The following is a 17844-nucleotide window of genomic DNA, read 5'->3' on the forward strand; positions in this document are numbered from 1 at the left end:
TGCATGGGCGACCCGGCTGGGATCGTGGCCATGATGTTAGCGCTCACTGTTAGCGCTCACAAGAGGTTTGGTGAGGAGTTCTGGGCGGCCGGGATCTGCCCCGGCCACCCGATCGCGGCGGCTATGCGATGGCGGTGCGGCGGGTGAGATCCGGATGCCGCGGCGGCACGAGCCACGACACGATCGCGATCGCCAGCGGCAGACCGACGGCCAGCAGCGTGAGCCAGCCCCACGGCAGGTCGGTGAGCTGCGGAGGGTTGTAGTTGTTCTGGCTGGCGAGCACGACGCCCCACACCGGCAGGATGCCGGCGATCGCACCCGTCACGGTGCCCAGCCCGGTGATCACCAGCGCCTGCCACAGCGCGATGCCGCGGCGCAGACGCCTGCTGCCACCCACGGCGGCGAGGGTCGCGTCGTCAGGACGGCGCTCGACCCGCGCGAGGCCGAGAGCGACCGCACTCGCGGCGACCACGAGCGTGCTCGTGGCGCCGAGGATGAGCCACAGCCAGCTGGCGGGTGCGGGCGGGCCGCTCTCCAAGTGGGGCCACAGATAGACGTCGCCGTCTGTCCGCGACGCGGCCTCGGTGCCGGCGCGCAGCCGGTCCATCGCGGTCACGGACAGCGGCTCGTCGTACGCGGCAACGAGGGTGAAACCGCCGTACCCGACGCCGAGGCGCTCGGCCGTCTGCGGCGCGATGACCACGCCCCACGGCAACGCCACGGGCGCACGCAGATCGACGACCTCGAGCGAGCGGCCCTCGCGCGACTCCCCTATGGTGGCATCCCAGGCACCGTCGATCTGCTTCACGGTCACCGTGCCCACCTCGACACGGCCGTCGTCGGTGAGGAACCGGGGGTCGGTGACGATGGCCGCGCCGGCGCGGAAGGCCGCGCGGGCGGAGCTTGGCACGGCAAGCCCGAGCGCTGCCTCGAGGTCGGCGCCGTCGACCACGGCCAGGGCGTGGTGGTGTTGAAGGGCCGCAGCACCGGCCGGGAGGCAGTCCATGTTTCCCGGCGCAGCATCCGCGCAGTCGACGTAGTCCTGCAGCGCCGGGGCGACCACCGTGGCTTCGGGATTCTGCAACCGGCCGGACTCGTCGTACACGCCGGGCCAGCCCTGGGTGCGCACGAGCGCGACCGCTGCCGGGTCGGTGCGGGCGAGTAACGATCGCGCTCGCTCCTCGCCGACGGTGAGCAGCGCATCCCGGTCGTCCCCGTCCCCGTTCCCGAGCGACGCGACGAGGGCGACGCCGCCGACTGGTGCCTGGTAGAACCAGCCACGCTCCGCGGCACCGAAGCCCACCGCGACCCCACCGAGCGCAGCCGACGACAGGAACGCAACGGCGGCGATGGCGGCGAGGGCCGGAACGATGCGGCCCGGATTGGCCGCGGCGTCGCGGGCCGCAATGCGCGGGGCCAGGCCCAGCCGCGACAACACGAGGGCAAGCAATGTCAGCAGCCAGTGACCGGCGAGGATGACGCCCACCTGCAGCAGCAGCGGGCCGGCGATGATGCCGATGATGCCGGCGACCCACAGCGGGTGCGGGGAGCCCCCTTCGATCGGTTCGACCGTGGCGAGCACGGTCCCCGATGCCGCGGTGACGCCGATGCCGATCGCCAGCAGCAGCGAGCCCCACAGCGGCCGGTCGGTGCGCACGCGCACCGGGCGCCGCGCGCCGCGCAGCGCAGCGATGACCTCGCCGCGGGTGGCGGCGCGCGCCGGCATCAGCGCGGCGAGCGTGCCGACGATCGCGGCGAACACGACGACACCGACGAGCGCCGGCCACGGGACGTGCAGCCCCCAGAACGCGGCAGCCGAACCGTCGTCGAGCAGGTGCAGGAACAGGATGCCGAGCCCGATGCCGAGTCCGGAGCCGATGACGCCGCCGACCAGACCCAGCACGGTGCCCTGCAGCAGCACGATACGGAACACGTCTCCGCGACCGGCGCCGACGCTCGCGGCGACAGCGAGCGCGCGCTGCTGTCGCCGGGCGCTGACGGAGAACGCGGCACCCGCCAGCAGCACCACGAGGTAGCCGCTGAACGCTGCGGCAGCAGCCACGATCGCCACGATCGACCAGACCGAGGCGGCGGACGAGCCCGGCGCCGCACCGGCCCCCGGGTTGGCGTACAGCTGCCGGTCGAGCACGACGAGGCCTTCGCTGTTGAGCTCTGCCACGTCGTCGGCGGTGGGACTCCACTCCGGGAGGAACCAGCGCGTGGACGTCACGTCCACCTGCAGGGCCCGGAGTGACGCGGTCGCCGGCAGGAAGACGAGCTCGGCGGCATCGGGGTCCTCGGCCTGCGTCATGACTCCCGTGATTGTGAAGGATGCCGCAGGCTCGGTGAGCACCAGGTGGTCGCCGACCCGAGCGCCGAGGCGCTCGAGTGCGCCGGGCGAGACCATCGCCTCGTCGGCGGCGCGGGGGGCCTGGCCCTCGCGGATCTCGAAACGTCCCTCGAGGACGGGGTCCCACGCGTCGCCGATGACGGCGGCGAGCGAGCCGGTGCCGCCCGCGGTCTCTGCGGTGACGGCGCCGAAGCCGATCTCGATCGGGTCGAGCCCGGCCGGCAACAGCGGCGCGGCGCTCTCGGGCATCGGCTGCTCCGGGTTCACCGGGATGCCGGTCATGTCCTCACGGTCGAGTTCCCACCATGTGGGCTCGTCGAGGTACTGGCGCAGTGACGGATCGGGGCCGTTCACGATCGCGACCCAGCTATCGGCCTGGCCTAGCTCCGCCGTGAGTGTCTCCTCGGTCGTGGGCACGTGGCTCATGCCGAACACGATGCCGCCGGAAACGAGCGTCATGGGCAGGGCGATGAGGGCCACCACGAGCAGGCTCGAGGCCCACCCGCGGCGCACCTGCCGCGAGGCGAGGCGCAGGTCGGCGCGCAGGCGTGGCCATGGCGAGCGGCGCTCGGCGGGCGGTCGCTCGGCGGGTTCGGCGGAGGGCGGCCCCGCGAGGTCGGGGGCCGGGGCGGTGACGGTCATCGGGCGTCGCTCAGCAGCGAGTCGGCGCTGGCGCGGCGGGATTCGTCGACGACCCGGCCGTCGCGCAGGAACACGATGCGATCGGCCCACGCCGCGTGGCGCGGCTCGTGAGTCACGAGGATGCCGGCGGCACCGGCATCCACTCGCGTGCGCAGCATCTTCATCACGGCCTCTCCCGTCACCGAGTCGAGGGCACCGGTGGGTTCGTCCGCGAGGATCAGCCGGCGGCCGCCGACGACGGCACGGGCGATCGCGACGCGCTGCTGCTGTCCGCCGGAGAGGTCGTCGGGGTAGGCGTCGAGCTTGTCGTCGAGACCGACTGCGGCGAGCGCGTCCTTGCCGGCCCGGCGCGCCACCCGGGCCCGGAAGCCGTCGAGCTCGAGCGGCAGCGTGACGTTCTCCATGGCCGTGAGGGTCGGGATGAGGTTGAAGTCCTGGAAGACGAAACCCAGCGAGCGGCGCCGCAACTGCGCGAGTTCGCGCTGGGATGCCGTGGAGAGATAGGTGCCCTCGACGATGACCTCCCCGGTGGTCGGCTGCTGCAGGCCTCCGGCGATCGACAGCAGCGTCGACTTTCCCGAGCCCGAGGCGCCCATCACGGCGACGAGCTCGCCGCGGACCACGTCGAGATCGACGCCGGCCAGTGCGCTGACGGCGGTCTCCCCCACGCCGTACTGCTGCGTGACGCCGACCAGGCGCAGCACCGGTTCGGTCATCGGACGACCTCGTGCTTCGTGTCGGCCTCGGTCTCGGCCTGTGCTTTGGCGGGGCGTCCGCGCTTGGGCTTGTCGGTGGACAGCTCCAGCGTCATCGCGTGACGCGGATGCATCGCGAGGCGCTGCTCGGTGTGGTCGAGCCAGCGCACCTCGGCCTCGGCGGTGAAGATCATCGAGTCCACCACGAGCGACCAGGCCAGCTCCTCCGGCCCGTTCGGGTCGGCGCCGGCATACTTCGCACGCTGCAACTCCTGCAGCTGCGTGAGCGATGCTCGGCGCTGGGTCTGGATCACGTCGGCGACATCGACGCCGGGGAGCGTTGCGGCGACGGCGAGCTTGATGGCGAGCTCGTCACGAGTTCCCTGCCCCCGCTCGACGGGGGAACCGAGCCACGTGCGCACCTCGGCGCGGCCGGCATCCGTGATCTGCCAGTACACGTGCCCCTGCTCGTCGATGTCACCCTTCTCGACCAGCCCATCGCGCTCGAGGCGGTCGAGGGTGTTGTAGATCTGGCCCACGTTCAGCGGCCAGGTCGAGCCGGTGCGACGGTCGAACTCCGCCCGCAGCTGGTAGCCGTAGCACGGCCCCTGATCGAGGATCGCCAGCAGGCTCTGTCGTACCGACATCGTGTCTCCCATCAATGCATACTGCGTATGTGATTTCTGAGTATATACATACGCGGTATTGGGATGTCTAGCCGGGATCGCGTTACCGTGGAGGAGCGGGAGGTGGCAGATGACGGACGATCCCCGGCTGCAGGCGGCGCGCTATCGCGTGGACAAGCTGCAGCGTGAGTTGGACGGCGAACCGGAGCCGGAGCCGGATGCCGCACCCGAGGCGGACCGCGCGCGCTCCAGTCCCGGCAGCTCGACCGCGACGGATCGTGCCGCGTACGTCGAGACCGCGATCCAGCAGGCCATCCGTCGTGGCGAGTTCGACGACCTGCCCGGTGCGGGCAAGCCGCTCGAGGGGCTCGGCGAGCAGCACGACCCGAATTGGTGGATCCGCCGAAAGATCCAGACCGAGAAGCTCACCGGGCTCGGGCCGCCGTCGCTGATGCTGCGTACCGAGCACGCGGAGTTCGCCGAGCGGGCCGACGCACTTCACCGCGAACAGGATGTGCGCGAGTACGTCGAGGACTTCAACCGCCGCGTGATCGAAGCCCGCCGGCAGTTGCAGGGCGGGCCACCGGTCGTGACGCCGCTGCGCGACGTGGACGAAGAGGTGGCCGCGTGGCACGAGCGCCGCGTGCGGCGGCACGCCGCGGCATCCGTCGCCGACGCCGACGCTGCGGCGCGCTCCCGACGCCGCTGGTGGCGGCGCGGCTGACGCACCCTCCGCACTGGGTCGTCACGAACGTCCCTTTTCCGCCCCGCACCGGTCCCTTTGCGACGACCGAGCGCACCGGCATCCACTTCGGTCGTCACGAAGGGCCCTCGCGCGCCCCGGGACGGAACGTTCGTGACGACCGAACCGCGGCGGCGGGGACCAGCCGGTCGGGGTGTCATCCCTGGGGAAGGTAGCGTTGCGGCCGTGACTTCCCCGGATTCCCCCTACATCGTGGCCACCGACGGCGCCTGCAAAGGCAACCCCGGACCGACCGGCTGGGCGTGGGTCGCCGCGGACGGCAACTGGGCGGCAGGGGCCATCCCGCAGGGCACGAACAACATCGGCGAGCTGATGGGGCTGCTCAAGGCCATCACCGACCACCCCGACGAGCCGAACCTGCACATCCAGGCCGACTCGAAGTACGCCATCGACACCTACCAGTCGTGGATGGACGGCCACCGCCGCCGCGGCTGGAAGACCTCCACCGGCGCCGCCACCAAGAACCGCGAGCTGCTCGAGCAGCTCATCGTCGCCCGCGACGCGCGCCGGGCTGCGGGCCTTCCCGACGTCGTGCTCGAGCACGTGCGCGGCCACCGCGGCCACGTGCTCAACGAGTGGGCCGACGAACGAGCCGTGCGCGCGGCCGAGCACGCCGCGAAGGGCGTGGCCAGCGCTTGGTCCTCGCTCGGCGGGCACGACAAGCTTGACGTCACCGACGCTCCCAAGAAGAAGCGCTGACCGGGCGGATGCCACCCGCCGCACCTCACCAGGTCGAGACGTACGGCGACACTTCCTGCGCGGCGGCCTTGCGGATGAGCGGCAGCCCGCCGTCAACGGCCTGATCGATGCGGGCGTGCACCGCCGGCGAGCGCAGCACGTAGCCGTCGAAGTCCGCCGCGCTGGCGTAGACGCCCACCGGCAGGGTCAGCGCCTGGAAGAACCCGAACAGCGGGCGCAGCTGGTGCTCGAGCATGAGCGCGTGCCGGTCGCCGCCGGTGGCCGCCACCAAGACCGGGGTCCCGACGAGCGCGTACTGCTCGACGAAGTCGAACAGGTGCTTGAACAGTCCCGTGAACGACGCCCGGTAAACGGTGGTCTTGCTCGGCGCGTGCAGCGATCCGGAGACGCCCACGACGCGCAGCGGCCCCGCGCCGGACGTCATCGGCGCGACCGCTCGGCTGCCCCACCGACGAGTTCGAACCCGAATTCCACCGGCAGCGGCAGCTCCCCCGGGCCGCCCCGGCGCTGTGCCAACACACCCAGCGCCCGGGCGACCGCGGCGTTCAACGGTGCCGCGACTCCGGCCGACCGGGCCGCGAGCGCCACTTCGCCGCTGAGGTAGTCGACCTCGCTCGAGGCACCGCGCGCGAAACTCTGCCACGTCGACCCGCGCCCGGGCTCGTGGCCCGGCACTTCTCCCACCTGCAGCCGTGCGCCGTCCCGCGGCGGCGGCGCGACCGCCAGCCCTGCCGCCGCGAATACGGCGCGCGCCTCGTCGGCCAGCGCCGCCTCGGCATCCTCGGCCTCTTCCCGCGTCGCATCGAACACGTCGATCACGGTGCGCAGGTTCGCGATGAGCTTGCGGCGCTTGGCCGCAGCGATGTCGGGCTCGACGGATGCCGCGAATCCCGCGGCCGCCAGGGCGAGGCGGTGCCGTTCCTCCTCGGCCGGCAGCGACCGCGGATACCCGCCCAGCCACGCCGCACCCACGATGGGGTGCGCGGCCGAGACGATCACTCCGGGCTCCAGGTGACTGGCGGGGACGCCGACGGAGACCCCGATGACGGTGTCGAACCGGCGCAGCGCGATGCGCTCGGCGGCGAGGCCGTTCTGCACCGTGAGGATCGGCAGGTCCGCGACCACCCCGCGGCCGTCGGACAGCGGCACCCAGGCGATCGCGGCGACGGTGCGCTCGGCATCCTGCGCCTTCACCGCCAGCACGATCGTGTCGGCCCCGGTCGGGCGCGCGTCGGTGATCGAGCCGGTCACCTCCATCGGCACGACCTCTTCACCGTGCGGCCGGCGCACGCGCAGCCCGTCGCGGACGATCGCGGTGTGTGCCGGCTCCCGCGCGACGAGCACGACGGGAACCTGGGCGAGCGTCCACTGCGCGGCCAGCAGCCCCCCGACTGCCCCCGCACCCACGACGATGTAGCGACTCACGGACGCCCGCCCGGCTCGGACCCGAGCGCCACGGGGCGGTCGGGATGGTTGGACCACTGACTCCACGACCCCGCATAAAGCTGGGGCGCGAATCCGGCGAGCGTCAGCGCGAGCGCGGAGTGTGCGGCGGTGATGCCGGAGCCGCAGTACACCCCCACCGGCCGGTCGTCGCCGACCCCGAACTGTTCGAAGCGCTCCCGCAGCGCCTCGGGCTCGAGGAAGCGTCCGTCCGCGTCGACGTTGCCGGTCGTGGGCGCGTTGACCGCACCCGGCACGTGACCTGCCCGCGGGTCGAGCGGTTCCGAGTCCCCGCGGTAGCGCTCCGCGGCACGCACGTCCAGCAGTACCCCGCTGTCGGGCAGCCGAGCGGCGTCATCGATGGAAAGACGGGGCAGGAACCCCCTGCCGAGGGTCACGGCGCCGGGCTCCGGCACGACGGTGCCCTCTTCCAGCGGGCGGCCGGAGGCGACCCAGCCGGCGAGAGCGCCATCGAGGATGCGCACGTCGGGGAGGCCCGCGTCGGCGAGCACCCACCACGCCCGCGACGCGGCGAAGGAAGTGAAGTCGTCGTAGATGACCACGGTGTCACCGTCGTCGATGCCCCAGCGCCGCGCAGCCTGGCCGAGCTGCGTCGCCGACGGCAGCGGGTGGCGCCCGTCGGTCGGTTCGCCGTGGGCGGCCAGCTCGCGGCCGAGGTCGACGTACACGGCGCCGGGGATGTGACCCGCGAGATACTCCGGGCGCCCATCGGGGCGGTCCAGCCGCCAGCGCACGTCGAGGATGCGCACCGGGGCGGAACCTGCGATCAGGTCGGCGAGGGCGTCGGGGGTGATGAGGAGGGACATGGTTCTCCCGAGGGGTCGGTCGCCGGCGTCACGAGCAGGCAGGGGCGGTGCCTTCAGGCTAGGAACTTCGCGGCGCCGCGTCACCCCCGTGCGCGGTGTGTGACAACGCCTTTCGTCGTATGACGCCCCGTGTCGGAGTGTCGTCGGATGCCGCGCGGGAAGCAAACGCGCCCCCGGCACGTTGCGTCGGGTGTGGACTACGGACATGACCTGCTCTTCGGCACCTTTCTGACCCCGGCGGCGGCCAACCCGCAGCAGGTCGTGCAGCTGGCTCAGCTGAGCGAGCAGCTGGGTTACGACCTGGCGACCTTCCAGGACCACCCCTACCAGCCGCGGTTCCTCGACACCTGGACGCTGATGTCGTACGTCGCCGCGTCCACCACGACGATCCAGATCGCCCCCAACGTCACGAGCCTGCCGATGCGACCGGCGCCGGTGCTCGCGCGCGCCGCGGCATCCCTCGACCTGCTCTCGGGCGGGCGCCTGAACCTCGGCCTCGGTGCGGGGGCGTTCTGGGACGCGATCGAGGCGATGGGGGTCCCCCGGCTCACCGCCGGTGAATCGGTCGAAGCGCTGGAGGAGGCGATCGACCTCATCCGGGAGCTGTGGGCCGCCGGCGAGCGCGGAGCAGTGCACGGCGGCGAGCACTATCCGGTGCACGGCGCGAAGCGGGGGCCCGCCCCCGCGCACGACGTGCCCATCTGGCTCGGCGCCTACAAGCCGCGGATGCTGCGCCTGACGGGACGTAAGGCCGACGGCTGGCTCCCTTCGCTGGGGTATATGAAGCCGGGCGACATCGCCGCCGGCAACGCCCGCATCGACGACGCGGCATCCGGCGTCGGCCGCCACCCGGGCGAAGTGCGCCGGCTGCTCAACATCTCCGGCGGCGAGAGCGCCGACCAGCTCATCGAACTCGCCCTGCAGGACGGCATGTCGGCGTTCATCGTGAGCAGCGACGACCCCGCCCTGCTGCAGCGTTTCGCCGCCGAGACGATCCCCGCCGTGCGCGAGGCCGTCGCCGCCGAACGCACGCGCGTCGGCGTGGCCGCGCCCGGGCGCAGCGCCGCGGCCATCTCCCGCCGGCGCGAGGGCATCGCCTACGACGACGTGCCCGCGTCGCTGCAGGACACCGCGATCGAACCCGGCGACTTCGCCTACCGCACGGTGCGCTCCACCTACCTGCGCGGCGGGTCCCCGGGCATCGTGCTGCGACCGCGGAATGTCGCGGAAGTGGCGGATGCCGTCGCGTTCGCCCGCCGGCATCGGCACCTCCCCTTCGGCATCCGCAGCGGCGGGCACGGCGTCAGCGGCCGCAGCACCAACGACGGCGGCATCGTCGTGGACCTCGGGGCGCTGGCGCAGATCGAGGTGCTCGACCCCGCGACCCGCCGGGTGCGGATCGGCCCGGGTGCGCGGTGGATGCAGGTCGCCCGCGCGCTCGAACCGCACGGGTGGGCCATCTCCAGCGGCGACTACGGCGGCGTCGGCGTCGGCGGACTCGCCACGGCCGGCGGCATCGGCTTCCTCGCCCGCGAGCACGGGCTGACGATCGACCGGATGGTGGCGGCCGACGTGCTGCTCGCCGACGGCACGGTGGTGCGCGCCAGCGCCGACGAGAACCCCGACCTGTTCTGGGCCGTCCGCGGCGCCGGGGCCAACGTCGGCATCGTAGTGGCGTTCGAATTCGAGGCGTCGCCCGTCGGCGACCTCGGCTGGGTGCAGCTCGCCTTCGATGCGACCGACCTGGCGGGCTTCGTCCGCGGATTCGGCGCCACGATGCAGGCGGCGCCTCGCGACGTGACGCTGTTCGCGATCCTCACACCGGGACGTGACGGCCAACCGCCGATCGCGCAGGTGTACGGCGTCGTCGACCACCCCGACCCCGACACGATCATCCAGCGGCTGCAGCCGTTCGCGCAGCTGGCGCCGCTCGTGGGCCAGTCGGTGCAGCTGTCGACGTACGCCACGGTGATGGCCAACGCCGCGGATGCCGTGCACAACGGGCAGGGCGAACCCCGCTTCCGCTCCGGATTGCTGCGCGACCTCGACGCCGCCGCCGACGCCATCGCTGCGCTGGTGGCCTCCGGTGCGAGCCCGTGGTTCCAGATCCGCTCGGTCGGCGGGGCGGTGGCCGACGTGCCGGCGGATGCCACGGCGTACGCGCACCGCGATGCCGCGTTCTCGGTCACCGCGATCAGCTTCGAGTCGCGCACCGACCCGGCCCTCATCGAGCAGGCGTTCCCGCCGGCCACGCTCGCGCGGCTGCGCGACGTGAAGCGCCGCTATGACCCCGAGGTGCTGTTCCGCGACAACTTCAGCGTCGCCTGACCCCGCGCGCGGCGCGGGTCAGGCCGGCGCGACGGGGTCGCCGAGGGACAGCATGAGCCGGTTGGCCCAGTTGAAGAACGCCGCCCCGTGCACGACGTCGGCGATCGCGAGCTCGTCCAGGCCCGCGCCGCGTAGCCGCCGCACGTGTTCGGGTGAGAACTGCGACGGTGTGCGGGTGAGCGCGACGGATGCCGCGACGATGGCGTTCCACCGCTCGCCCAGGTCGGCGTCGATGCCCTCGTCCAGCAGCCGCTGCACGTCGTCATGACGCTTGGAGTGGTGCGCGGCGAACCGCGAGTGCACCGACGCGCAGAACACGCACCCGTTCAACCGCGACGCCGCCGTGGCGGCGAGCTCGCGCTCGGCCCGGGGAAGGCCGCCGTCGGTGTTGTAGAAGATGTCCTTGTCCACGCGGGTGCGCGCGCCCAGGATCTCCGGGTCGCGCACGAGCAGCCGGAAGTAGTCGCTCGATGCCCGCCCCCGGTCGACGAGGCCGTCGTAGTCGCGCTCGTCGAGGTCGTCGATGGGCTTGGGCTCGAGGTGCGGCGTCCAGCCGACCTGGTCCTGCGTGAAGCGCTCCGGCACGCTCGTGGTGGGTGTCGTGGTGCTCATGCCGCGGCCTCCTCGGTGATGGTCTGCAGGCCGGCGACGACCCGCTGCTGGAATGACAGGAACGCGATCAGCTGCGACAGCGTCACGACGCCGTCGACCGACCACCCCGCGTCGCTCAGGGCTGCGAGTGCGGCGGCATCCGCCTCGCGGGGGCGCAGCACCAGCAGGTGCGCGTGTTCGAGCGCAGTGGCAAGGCGCTCGCCGAGCTCGGCGCGGACGGCGTCGTCCGCCCGATAGCGCAGCCCCTCGGTGTTCTCGTGCTGTAGGCCCGGCTCGGCGTAGCGGCCGAAGGGTCCGGATGCTGCGGCGGCGGATGCCTCGGCGGCCACGATCCCGGCACGGTCGGGGTCGATCGCCGCGGCCCGGTCGCGGTAGAACGCGGCGGTGTCGTCGTCGCCGGTGACACGCGTGACGAACGCCGCCACCAGGGCCCGCTCGGCGACGGTCACCTCGTCGGCGCTGCGCGGCGCGAACAGTGCGTCGAAGCTCGTCTGGGTCTCGGTGCGCGTGACCGGCCGCCGGCGGCGCAGCGCGTCGAGGGCGGACCCGGGTTCGATGCCGACGATCGCGTCGACGACGTCCGGTGGGGTGGCGGTGCTCATACGTGGCTCCATTCGAGGGACGGGGTGGATGCCGCAGCCTGCCAGCCCAGCGCGGGCGCGACTTCGGTGGCGAACAGTTCGATCGAGCGCAGCACCAGTTCGTGCGGCGCGTCGATGGAGTGCACCTGGAACGCGATCTCATCGGCGCGGGCGAGCACGGGATCGGCGGCGAGCGACGCGGCGACGTCCTCCGGCGTGCCGAGGTGGGTGTCGGTGGCGCGGATGAGGCCGTCGAGATCGTCCGGCAGCACGTGACCAGACCGGCGCAGCCCCTCGGCGGCCCGGCGCAGGCCCACCTGGGCATACCGGCGGGCCTCGTCCCGGTCGTCGGCGACGAACACCGTGCGGGAGGCCGTGACGCGCGGCGTCGCGCCCGCGGGGAGGGCCTGGAGGTACGCGTCGATGATCGGATCCTGGATCTCGGCGAGCGTCGCGTCGGGGGCGTCATGCGGCCGCGGCTGGGTGCGCGAGAGCAGCAGCCCGTCGCCGCTCACGCCCGCCCGGGTGCCGCCGACGGCCGAGAACGTGGCCTGCCAGACGCGCTGGGCCAGCGACCCGGCGGCCGGATACAGGGTCGCGCCGCCACCGATGTCGCCACCGGACAGCGCCGCCTGCAGCACCGCCAGCTTGCGCTCGTACTGCAGCGTCTTCTCGTGCGGCTCGATGCCGAACGGCACGAAGGTCGCCGGCGAGCCGCCGCTGCCCAGCCCCAGGTCGATGCGCCCACCGGAGAGCAGATCGGCGATGACGGCATCCTCCGCCACGCGGATCGGGTCTTCGAGGGTCAGCGTGACCACTCCGGTGCCCAGGCGGATCGCCTCGGTGTGCGCGGCGACGTGCGCGAGGAAGACGAAGGGCGACGGCAGGCCGCCCTCTTCGGCGCGGAAGTGGTGCTGCGCGACCCAGGCGCGGCCGATCCCGAACCGCTCGGCCTGCTGGATCTGCGCCGTGGCGAGACGGAACCGCTCCGCCGGCGGGGCGTCGTCCAGCAGGCGGGTGAACAGTGCCAGGCGCTTGGTCATGCCGGTACTCCTTCGGTGGGCACGGCTGCCGGGAGCGGCGCGGATCGCCGCGCGCCGCCGGGGATGGCGGCGAGCAGTCGTGCGGTGTCGTCGTGTTGCGGGTCGGTGAAGATCCGCTCGGTGGTGCCCGATTCCACGACCCGTCCCTGCCGCAGCACCGAGACGGTGTCGCTGATGCGGCGGACGACGGCCAGGTCGTGCGAGATGAACAGGTAGGTCACGCCCAGGTCCCGCTGCAGGTCTTCCAGCAGCCGCAGGATCTGCGCCTGCACCGTGACATCCAGCGCCGACACGGCTTCGTCGAGCACGACGACGCGGGGGTTCAGCACGAGTGCGCGGGCGATCGCCACGCGCTGGCGCTGGCCGCCGGAGAGTTCGCGGGGATGCCGCTGCAGCACGGTGGATGCCAGCGCCACCCGGTCGACGATGTCGGCGACCCTCGTGCGGCGCTCGTCGGCCGTACCGAGCCGGTAGTTCACGAGCGGTTCGGCGATGATCGCGGCGACCTGCTGCCGCGGGTCGAGCGAGGCGAACGGGTTCTGGTAGACCATCTGCACGTCGCGCCGGAACGCCGCGGCGCTGGCCCGGTCCCGCCGCGCCACGTCGTGCCCGCCGGCGACGACGGAGCCGGCGGTGGGCCGCTGGAACCCCATCACGATGCGGGCGATGGTGGTCTTGCCGGACCCGGACTCGCCGACGATCGCGTGGGTCGTGCCCGGCGCGACCTGGAACGACACGTCGTCGACGGCGCGGAGGGGTGCGCGCTTGCGGCCGCGCGGGAACTCCTGGGTGAGGGCGGACACGACGATGGCGGGCTCGACGGATGCCGCTGCATCCGTCCCCGCTGCCGGCACCGACCGCGGCGCGCGCACCGCGATGTCGAACGAGGGCGCGTCGGCGATCAGCTGGCGCGTGTAGGCGCTCTGCGGGTCCTCCAGCACCCGCGTGGTGTCGCCCGCCTCCTGCACCCGGCCGTCCTGCAGCACCACGATGCGGTGGGAGCGGTCGGCGGCGACGGCCAGGTCGTGGGTGACCATGAGCACGGCGGTGCCGTGTTCGCGGCGCAGGTCGTCGATGAGGTCGAGGATCGTCTTCTGCACCGTCACGTCCAGCGCGCTGGTCGCCTCGTCCGCGATGAGCAGGGCCGGCTGCAGCGCGATCGCCGCCGCGATGAGCACGCGCTGCTTCATGCCGCCGGACAGCTCATGCGGGTACTGGCGGGCGCGTACGTCGGGCTCGGGGATGCCGACGCGGTCGAGCAGTTCCAGCACCCGGCGCTTGCGTGCGTCCTTGTCCTGCCAGCGGTGCACGCGCAGCACCTCTGCGACGGAGTCGCCGATGCGGGCCACCGGGTTGAGGGAGGAATGCGGGTCCTGCGGGATCCACCCGATGCGGGTGCCCCGCACCGAGCGGAACTGCCGGTCGGTCCAGCCGGTGACATCGAGGTCACCCAGCAGCACCCGGCCGCCGGTGATGCTGCCGTTGGAAGCCAGCAGGCCGGTCGCGGCCTGCGCCGTGGTGGTCTTGCCCGACCCCGACTCGCCCACCAGCGCCAGCACTTCGCCGGGGGCGATCGTGAAGTCAACGCCGCGGACGGCGTGGGCCCGGGCACGGCCCACTTCGTAGGCGACCTCGAGGCCGGCGACGGTCAGTACGTCCTGCGACATCAGCGACGTCCCTTCTCGGCGGCGACGGCGCTCAGCCGGTTGGCGCTGAGCACGACGATGACCACCACGACACCCGGGAGGGTGGTGAGCCACCACGCGGTGGCGATGTAGTTGCGGCCCTCCGCGATCATCAGCCCCCACTCCGGGATGGGCGGCGGGGCGCCGTAGCCGAGGAACCCGAGCGCCGAGATCGCGAGGATCGCAGCGCCGAAGTTGAGGGCGGCGAGCGCCAGCACCGGGGTGAGCGAATTGGGCAGGATGTGGCGGCGCAGCACCGCCCAGAACCGGCCGCCGCTGGCATAGGCGGCCTCGACGTAGTCGGTGCCCCGCACCCGCAGCACCTCGGCGCGGGTGAGGCGGGCGAAGCTCGCGATCGCCCCGATGCCCACGGCGATCGCGGCCTGCACCGTGCCGAAACCCAGGATGATGATGAGGCTCAGCGCCAGCAGCAGCCCCGGGATGGCCAGCAGCACGTCGACGATCCGCATGATGACGTCATCGACGAACCCGCCGACGGTGCCGGCGACGACCCCGAGGAACGTGCCTGCCACGAGTCCCACCGTGACGGCGACGAGGGCGCCCGACAGCGACTGCACCGCGCCGTAGACGACGCGGGCGTACATGTCGCGCCCGGTGGCATCCGTGCCGAACGGATGCAGCGCGCTGGGCGCCTGCAGCGCGGCCGCGGCGTCCCCCGCGAACGGGTCCAGCGGCGTGAACAGCCAGGGCACGATCGCCCAGGCGACGACGACGATCAGCACGAGCCACGACCCGATCTCGGTCGGGCGCACGCGCCGCACCCGCGCGCGCCACCCGGCGCGGCGGGGTGCGGCGGCGGTGGGCGGGTCGAGGCGGGCGGTGGCCTGCTCATCGACGATCTCGGTGCCGATCCCCACGAGGGTCTGCGCGCTCATGCGGTGGCTCCTTCCTTCACGCGGCTGGCCAGCCGCGGATCCAGCAGCGGGTACAGCAGGTCGACGACGAGGTTCACGACGACGAACGCGGCCGCCGCGACCACGACGATCGCCAGCAGCACCGGGGTGTCCTGGTTTGTGACCGACTGCTCGGTGATGCGGCCGATGCCGGGCCGGGCGAAGACGGTCTCGGTGAGCACCGCGCCGCCGATCAGGTCGCCCAGCAGCAGCCCCGCCATCGTGAGCGTGGGCAGGATCGCGTTCTTGGCGACGTTGCGCCGGAGGATCCACGACGGCGACGCGCCGCGCGCCCGCACGACGGTCACGAACGGCTGCGCGGCGACGTCGTCGATGCTGCGCACCAGGATCTGCGCCAGCGGGGCGGACAGCGGCACCGCCAGGGTGATGACGGGGAGGATCAGTCCTTCGATGGGGCCCGGCGCAATCACCGACACCCAGCCCAGCTGGAAGCTCACGACCTGCACGAGCATGATGCCGAACCAGAACGTGGGGATGGAGACCATGAGCGGCGGCAGCGACCGCAGCGCGTCGCGGATCCAGCCGAACCGCGGCACGCTGGACAGGAACGCGATGCCCGCCGCGATCAGCACGGCCACGACCAGGGCGATGCCGCCGAGGGCCAGGGTGTGCGGCAGCGCCTCGCCCAGCAGTTGCCGCACCGGGGTGCCGGTCTGCAGCGAGTAGCCGAAGTCGCCGGCGACAAAGCCGAGCAGGGTGTGCACGTACTGCACGTGCAGCGGGGTATCCACGCCGAAGCGCTCCCGCACATCGGCGATCTGCTGCGGAGAGAGCCCCAACTCGGGGTTTTCGTACTTGATCATGAGCGCGTCACCGGGGAGCGCCTGCAGCAGCAGGAACGCCCCGGTGAACGCGACCAGCAAGACGACGACCGCCTGCCCGGCCCTGCGGACGAGGTACCTCATCAGTCGCTGAGCCAGACTTCGTAGAAGCTCGGGCGGGCGACGGATTCGAAGGTGACGCCCTGCACGTTCGTGGCGGTGCCGTACACCTGCGGCTCCTCGAACAGCGGGATGACATAGGCCTGCTCGGCGAGGTACTGCTGCACCGCCTGGCTGTCGGCGATGCGCGCGTCGGCATCCGGCTCGGATGCCACCGCCTGCAGCAGCTCCTCGAGCTTCGGGTCGCCGATGCTCTGGTCGTCGTAGTCCAGGTTCAGCAGCGCGTTGCGGTTCTGCGAGAAGAACTGGCTCTTGATGACGTCGAGATCCGCACGGGCGACCATCGAGTGGTTGATCTGCACCTGGTCCGCATCGCGGATCGCCTCGGCGGCCGTCCCGGCATCCGCCTTGAGGATCTGCAGATCCACGCCGAGCTTCTTCAGCTGCTGGCTGATGAGGGTGAGCGCCTCGAACGAGCGCGGCTGCGGTCCTGCTTCGTTGACCACGAGGGTGAGCGGTTCGCCGTCCTTCTCGCGGATCCCGTCGGACCCGACGGTCCAGCCGGCTTCGTCGAGCAGCTGCTCGGCTTTGTCGGGGTCGTAGGCGAACGCCTCGGCGGTGTCGACGTAGCCGAGCGCGCCCTGACTGAGCACCGACGTGGCCAGCGGGTACTTCTCGGAGTAGATCGTGTCAACCACCTCCTGCCGGTCGATGCCGGCGGTCAGGGCCTGGCGCACCCGGATGTCGGAGAGGATGCCGTCGCGGAACCGCAGGCTCAACGCGTTGTTTACACCGTTGGTCTGCGGCGCGTAGATCGTGAACCCGGCCCCCTCCACCTGGGCCTCGTCCTGCGCCTCGACGTAGCGGACGTAGTCGGCCTGGCCTGATAGCAGGGCGCCGATGCGCACGCTGTCTTCGGGGGTGACGTTGATCTGCACGGCGTCGAGGTACGCGCGGCCCTGGTGCGCGCGGTCCGGCGGCGCCCAGTCGTAGTCGTCGCGGGCGGTGAGGGTGAGGGTCGCGCCGATCTCCTCCGCGGTGATCGTGAACGGACCCGACCCGATCACCTCGGCGGAGTTGCCGGGGGCGAACTGCTCGAGGGTGAAGTCGAGGGTGGATTCCGACAGCAGGCCGGAGTTGTTCGTCGACGTCGCCTGCAGGAAGCCGGGGGCGGGGGCGCTGAAGTGGAAGGTGACGGTGTCATCGTCGACCACTTCGCTGCGCTCGTAGTTGTTGATGGCTTCCGAGACGGTGAGGCCGCGTTCGGCGTCGCCCAGGCCGTACAGGTCGAAGTTCTTCGCGACCACCTCGGCGTTCAGGTCGCTGCCGTCGGAGAAGGTCACCCCGTCGCGCAGGTTGAAGGTGTACTCGGTGGCATCGGCGTTCACCTCCCAGTCGGTGGCGATCCAGGGCTTGAGCTCGAGCGTCTCGGGGTCCTGCCACACGAGCCGGTCGAACACGTTGTTGACGATGCCGCCGTTGGGATAGAACCCCGCCGACGGCGGATAGAGCGTCGTGTGCGGCTGGTGCTCGAGGTACACCAGGGTGCCGCCCTCGACGGGGTCGCCCGCGGCGGCGTTCGTACTGGGGCCGCCGGCCGGGGCGGCGCAGGCGGTGAGGGCGAGCAGAGCCAATGCCGCGGTGGCCGCGGCGGCGGAACGGTGCGGGAAGGAACGGGACATGGCGGTGCTTTCTCTTCGGTGCGCGCGGCCCATCAGGCGGTGGCCTGCGCGA

The 17844-nt window shown here is 72.3% G+C and carries 16 protein-coding genes; 3 read left to right on the forward strand and 13 right to left on the reverse strand.

Annotated elements, in window-relative coordinates; translation table 11 throughout:
- Positions 1 to 121: 121 nt before the first annotated feature.
- The 3 genes from NQ151_RS08550 to NQ151_RS08560 are packed head-to-tail and all read right to left on the reverse strand — an operon-like array spanning position 122 to position 4334.
- Positions 122 to 2992: an FtsX-like permease family protein gene (locus tag NQ151_RS08550; RefSeq protein ID WP_257527742.1), complete on the reverse strand. Its 2871-nt coding sequence runs from the start codon at positions 2990 to 2992 to the stop codon at positions 122 to 124.
- Positions 2989 to 3708, reverse strand: a complete 720-nt coding sequence (locus tag NQ151_RS08555; protein ID WP_257527743.1) for an ABC transporter ATP-binding protein — start codon at positions 3706 to 3708, stop codon at positions 2989 to 2991. The genes NQ151_RS08550 and NQ151_RS08555 overlap by 4 nt, the downstream gene beginning before the upstream one ends.
- On the reverse strand, positions 3705 to 4334 hold the full coding sequence (locus tag NQ151_RS08560; RefSeq protein WP_257527853.1) for a PadR family transcriptional regulator: 630 nt from the start codon (positions 4332 to 4334) through the stop codon (positions 3705 to 3707). Before NQ151_RS08560 ends, NQ151_RS08555 begins: the two co-directional genes overlap by 4 nt.
- A gap of 109 nt (positions 4335 to 4443) precedes the next feature.
- Here NQ151_RS08560 and NQ151_RS08565 point away from each other — a divergent pair, with 109 nt between their 5' ends.
- A complete protein-coding gene (locus tag NQ151_RS08565; protein WP_257527744.1) occupies positions 4444 to 5037 on the forward strand; it encodes a DnaJ family domain-containing protein in 594 nt (197 codons plus the stop codon).
- A gap of 204 nt (positions 5038 to 5241) precedes the next feature.
- Positions 5242 to 5775, forward strand: coding sequence for a ribonuclease H family protein (locus NQ151_RS08570; protein ID WP_257527745.1), 534 nt, complete (start codon positions 5242 to 5244; stop codon positions 5773 to 5775).
- A 25-nt stretch (positions 5776 to 5800) separates the two neighbouring features.
- On the opposite strand, the gene NQ151_RS08575 is transcribed toward NQ151_RS08570, so the two are convergent.
- From NQ151_RS08575 to NQ151_RS08585, 3 genes are read right to left on the reverse strand one after another with little or no spacing between them, the layout of a single operon-like run.
- A complete protein-coding gene (locus NQ151_RS08575) occupies positions 5801 to 6199 on the reverse strand; it encodes an NAD(P)H-dependent oxidoreductase (protein WP_285891694.1) in 399 nt (132 codons plus the stop codon).
- Positions 6196 to 7200: a ketopantoate reductase family protein gene (locus tag NQ151_RS08580; RefSeq protein ID WP_257527746.1), complete on the reverse strand. Its 1005-nt coding sequence runs from the start codon at positions 7198 to 7200 to the stop codon at positions 6196 to 6198. The genes NQ151_RS08575 and NQ151_RS08580 overlap by 4 nt, the downstream gene beginning before the upstream one ends.
- Positions 7197 to 8045 (reverse strand): sulfurtransferase, encoded by an 849-nt coding sequence (locus tag NQ151_RS08585; RefSeq protein WP_257527747.1) that lies wholly within the window; start codon positions 8043 to 8045, stop codon positions 7197 to 7199. Before NQ151_RS08585 ends, NQ151_RS08580 begins: the two co-directional genes overlap by 4 nt.
- Positions 8046 to 8237: 192 nt before the next feature.
- Here NQ151_RS08585 and NQ151_RS08590 point away from each other — a divergent pair, with 192 nt between their 5' ends.
- A complete protein-coding gene (locus NQ151_RS08590) occupies positions 8238 to 10373 on the forward strand; it encodes an LLM class flavin-dependent oxidoreductase (protein ID WP_257527748.1) in 2136 nt (711 codons plus the stop codon).
- 18 nt (positions 10374 to 10391) lie between these two features.
- On the opposite strand, the gene NQ151_RS08595 is transcribed toward NQ151_RS08590, so the two are convergent.
- From NQ151_RS08595 to NQ151_RS08625, 7 genes are read right to left on the reverse strand one after another with little or no spacing between them, the layout of a single operon-like run.
- Positions 10392 to 10985: an alkylhydroperoxidase domain protein gene (locus NQ151_RS08595; protein WP_257527749.1), complete on the reverse strand. Its 594-nt coding sequence runs from the start codon at positions 10983 to 10985 to the stop codon at positions 10392 to 10394.
- A complete protein-coding gene (locus NQ151_RS08600; RefSeq protein ID WP_257527750.1) occupies positions 10982 to 11587 on the reverse strand; it encodes a CMD domain protein in 606 nt (201 codons plus the stop codon). Before NQ151_RS08600 ends, NQ151_RS08595 begins: the two co-directional genes overlap by 4 nt.
- A complete protein-coding gene (locus NQ151_RS08605) occupies positions 11584 to 12609 on the reverse strand; it encodes a putative FMN-dependent luciferase-like monooxygenase (RefSeq protein WP_257527751.1) in 1026 nt (341 codons plus the stop codon). Before NQ151_RS08605 ends, NQ151_RS08600 begins: the two co-directional genes overlap by 4 nt.
- Positions 12606 to 14276, reverse strand: coding sequence for a dipeptide ABC transporter ATP-binding protein (locus NQ151_RS08610; protein ID WP_257527752.1), 1671 nt, complete (start codon positions 14274 to 14276; stop codon positions 12606 to 12608). Before NQ151_RS08610 ends, NQ151_RS08605 begins: the two co-directional genes overlap by 4 nt.
- Entirely contained in the window at positions 14276 to 15190 is a 915-nt protein-coding gene (locus NQ151_RS08615; protein ID WP_257527753.1) for an ABC transporter permease, read from the reverse strand. Before NQ151_RS08615 ends, NQ151_RS08610 begins: the two co-directional genes overlap by 1 nt.
- Entirely contained in the window at positions 15187 to 16134 is a 948-nt protein-coding gene (locus NQ151_RS08620) for an ABC transporter permease (protein ID WP_257527754.1), read from the reverse strand. Before NQ151_RS08620 ends, NQ151_RS08615 begins: the two co-directional genes overlap by 4 nt.
- Positions 16134 to 17792: a TIGR04028 family ABC transporter substrate-binding protein gene (locus NQ151_RS08625; RefSeq protein WP_257527755.1), complete on the reverse strand. Its 1659-nt coding sequence runs from the start codon at positions 17790 to 17792 to the stop codon at positions 16134 to 16136. Before NQ151_RS08625 ends, NQ151_RS08620 begins: the two co-directional genes overlap by 1 nt.
- Between the last annotated feature and the right edge of the window lie 52 nt (positions 17793 to 17844).

The sequence above is a fragment of the Microbacterium sp. zg-YB36 genome (genome assembly GCF_024623575.2).
Lineage (GTDB): Bacteria > Actinomycetota > Actinomycetes > Actinomycetales > Microbacteriaceae > Microbacterium.

Bases quoted from the DNA above. Each gene is read 5' to 3' on its own strand.
- NQ151_RS08550 (WP_257527742.1), bottom strand. From the start codon at position 2,992: ATGACCGTCACCGCCCCGGCCCCCGACCTCGCGGGGCCGCCCTCCGCC.
- NQ151_RS08555 (WP_257527743.1), bottom strand. From the start codon at position 3,708: ATGACCGAACCGGTGCTGCGCCTGGTCGGCGTCACGCAGCAGTACGGC.
- NQ151_RS08560 (WP_257527853.1), bottom strand. From the start codon at position 4,334: ATGTCGGTACGACAGAGCCTGCTGGCGATCCTCGATCAGGGGCCGTGC.
- NQ151_RS08565 (WP_257527744.1), top strand. From the start codon at position 4,444: ATGACGGACGATCCCCGGCTGCAGGCGGCGCGCTATCGCGTGGACAAG.
- NQ151_RS08575 (WP_285891694.1), bottom strand. From the start codon at position 6,199: ATGACGTCCGGCGCGGGGCCGCTGCGCGTCGTGGGCGTCTCCGGATCG.
- NQ151_RS08585 (WP_257527747.1), bottom strand. From the start codon at position 8,045: ATGTCCCTCCTCATCACCCCCGACGCCCTCGCCGACCTGATCGCAGGT.
- NQ151_RS08595 (WP_257527749.1), bottom strand. From the start codon at position 10,985: ATGAGCACCACGACACCCACCACGAGCGTGCCGGAGCGCTTCACGCAG.
- NQ151_RS08600 (WP_257527750.1), bottom strand. From the start codon at position 11,587: ATGAGCACCGCCACCCCACCGGACGTCGTCGACGCGATCGTCGGCATC.
- NQ151_RS08605 (WP_257527751.1), bottom strand. From the start codon at position 12,609: ATGACCAAGCGCCTGGCACTGTTCACCCGCCTGCTGGACGACGCCCCG.
- NQ151_RS08610 (WP_257527752.1), bottom strand. From the start codon at position 14,276: ATGTCGCAGGACGTACTGACCGTCGCCGGCCTCGAGGTCGCCTACGAA.
- NQ151_RS08615 (WP_257527753.1), bottom strand. From the start codon at position 15,190: ATGAGCGCGCAGACCCTCGTGGGGATCGGCACCGAGATCGTCGATGAG.
- NQ151_RS08620 (WP_257527754.1), bottom strand. From the start codon at position 16,134: ATGAGGTACCTCGTCCGCAGGGCCGGGCAGGCGGTCGTCGTCTTGCTG.
- NQ151_RS08625 (WP_257527755.1), bottom strand. From the start codon at position 17,792: ATGTCCCGTTCCTTCCCGCACCGTTCCGCCGCCGCGGCCACCGCGGCA.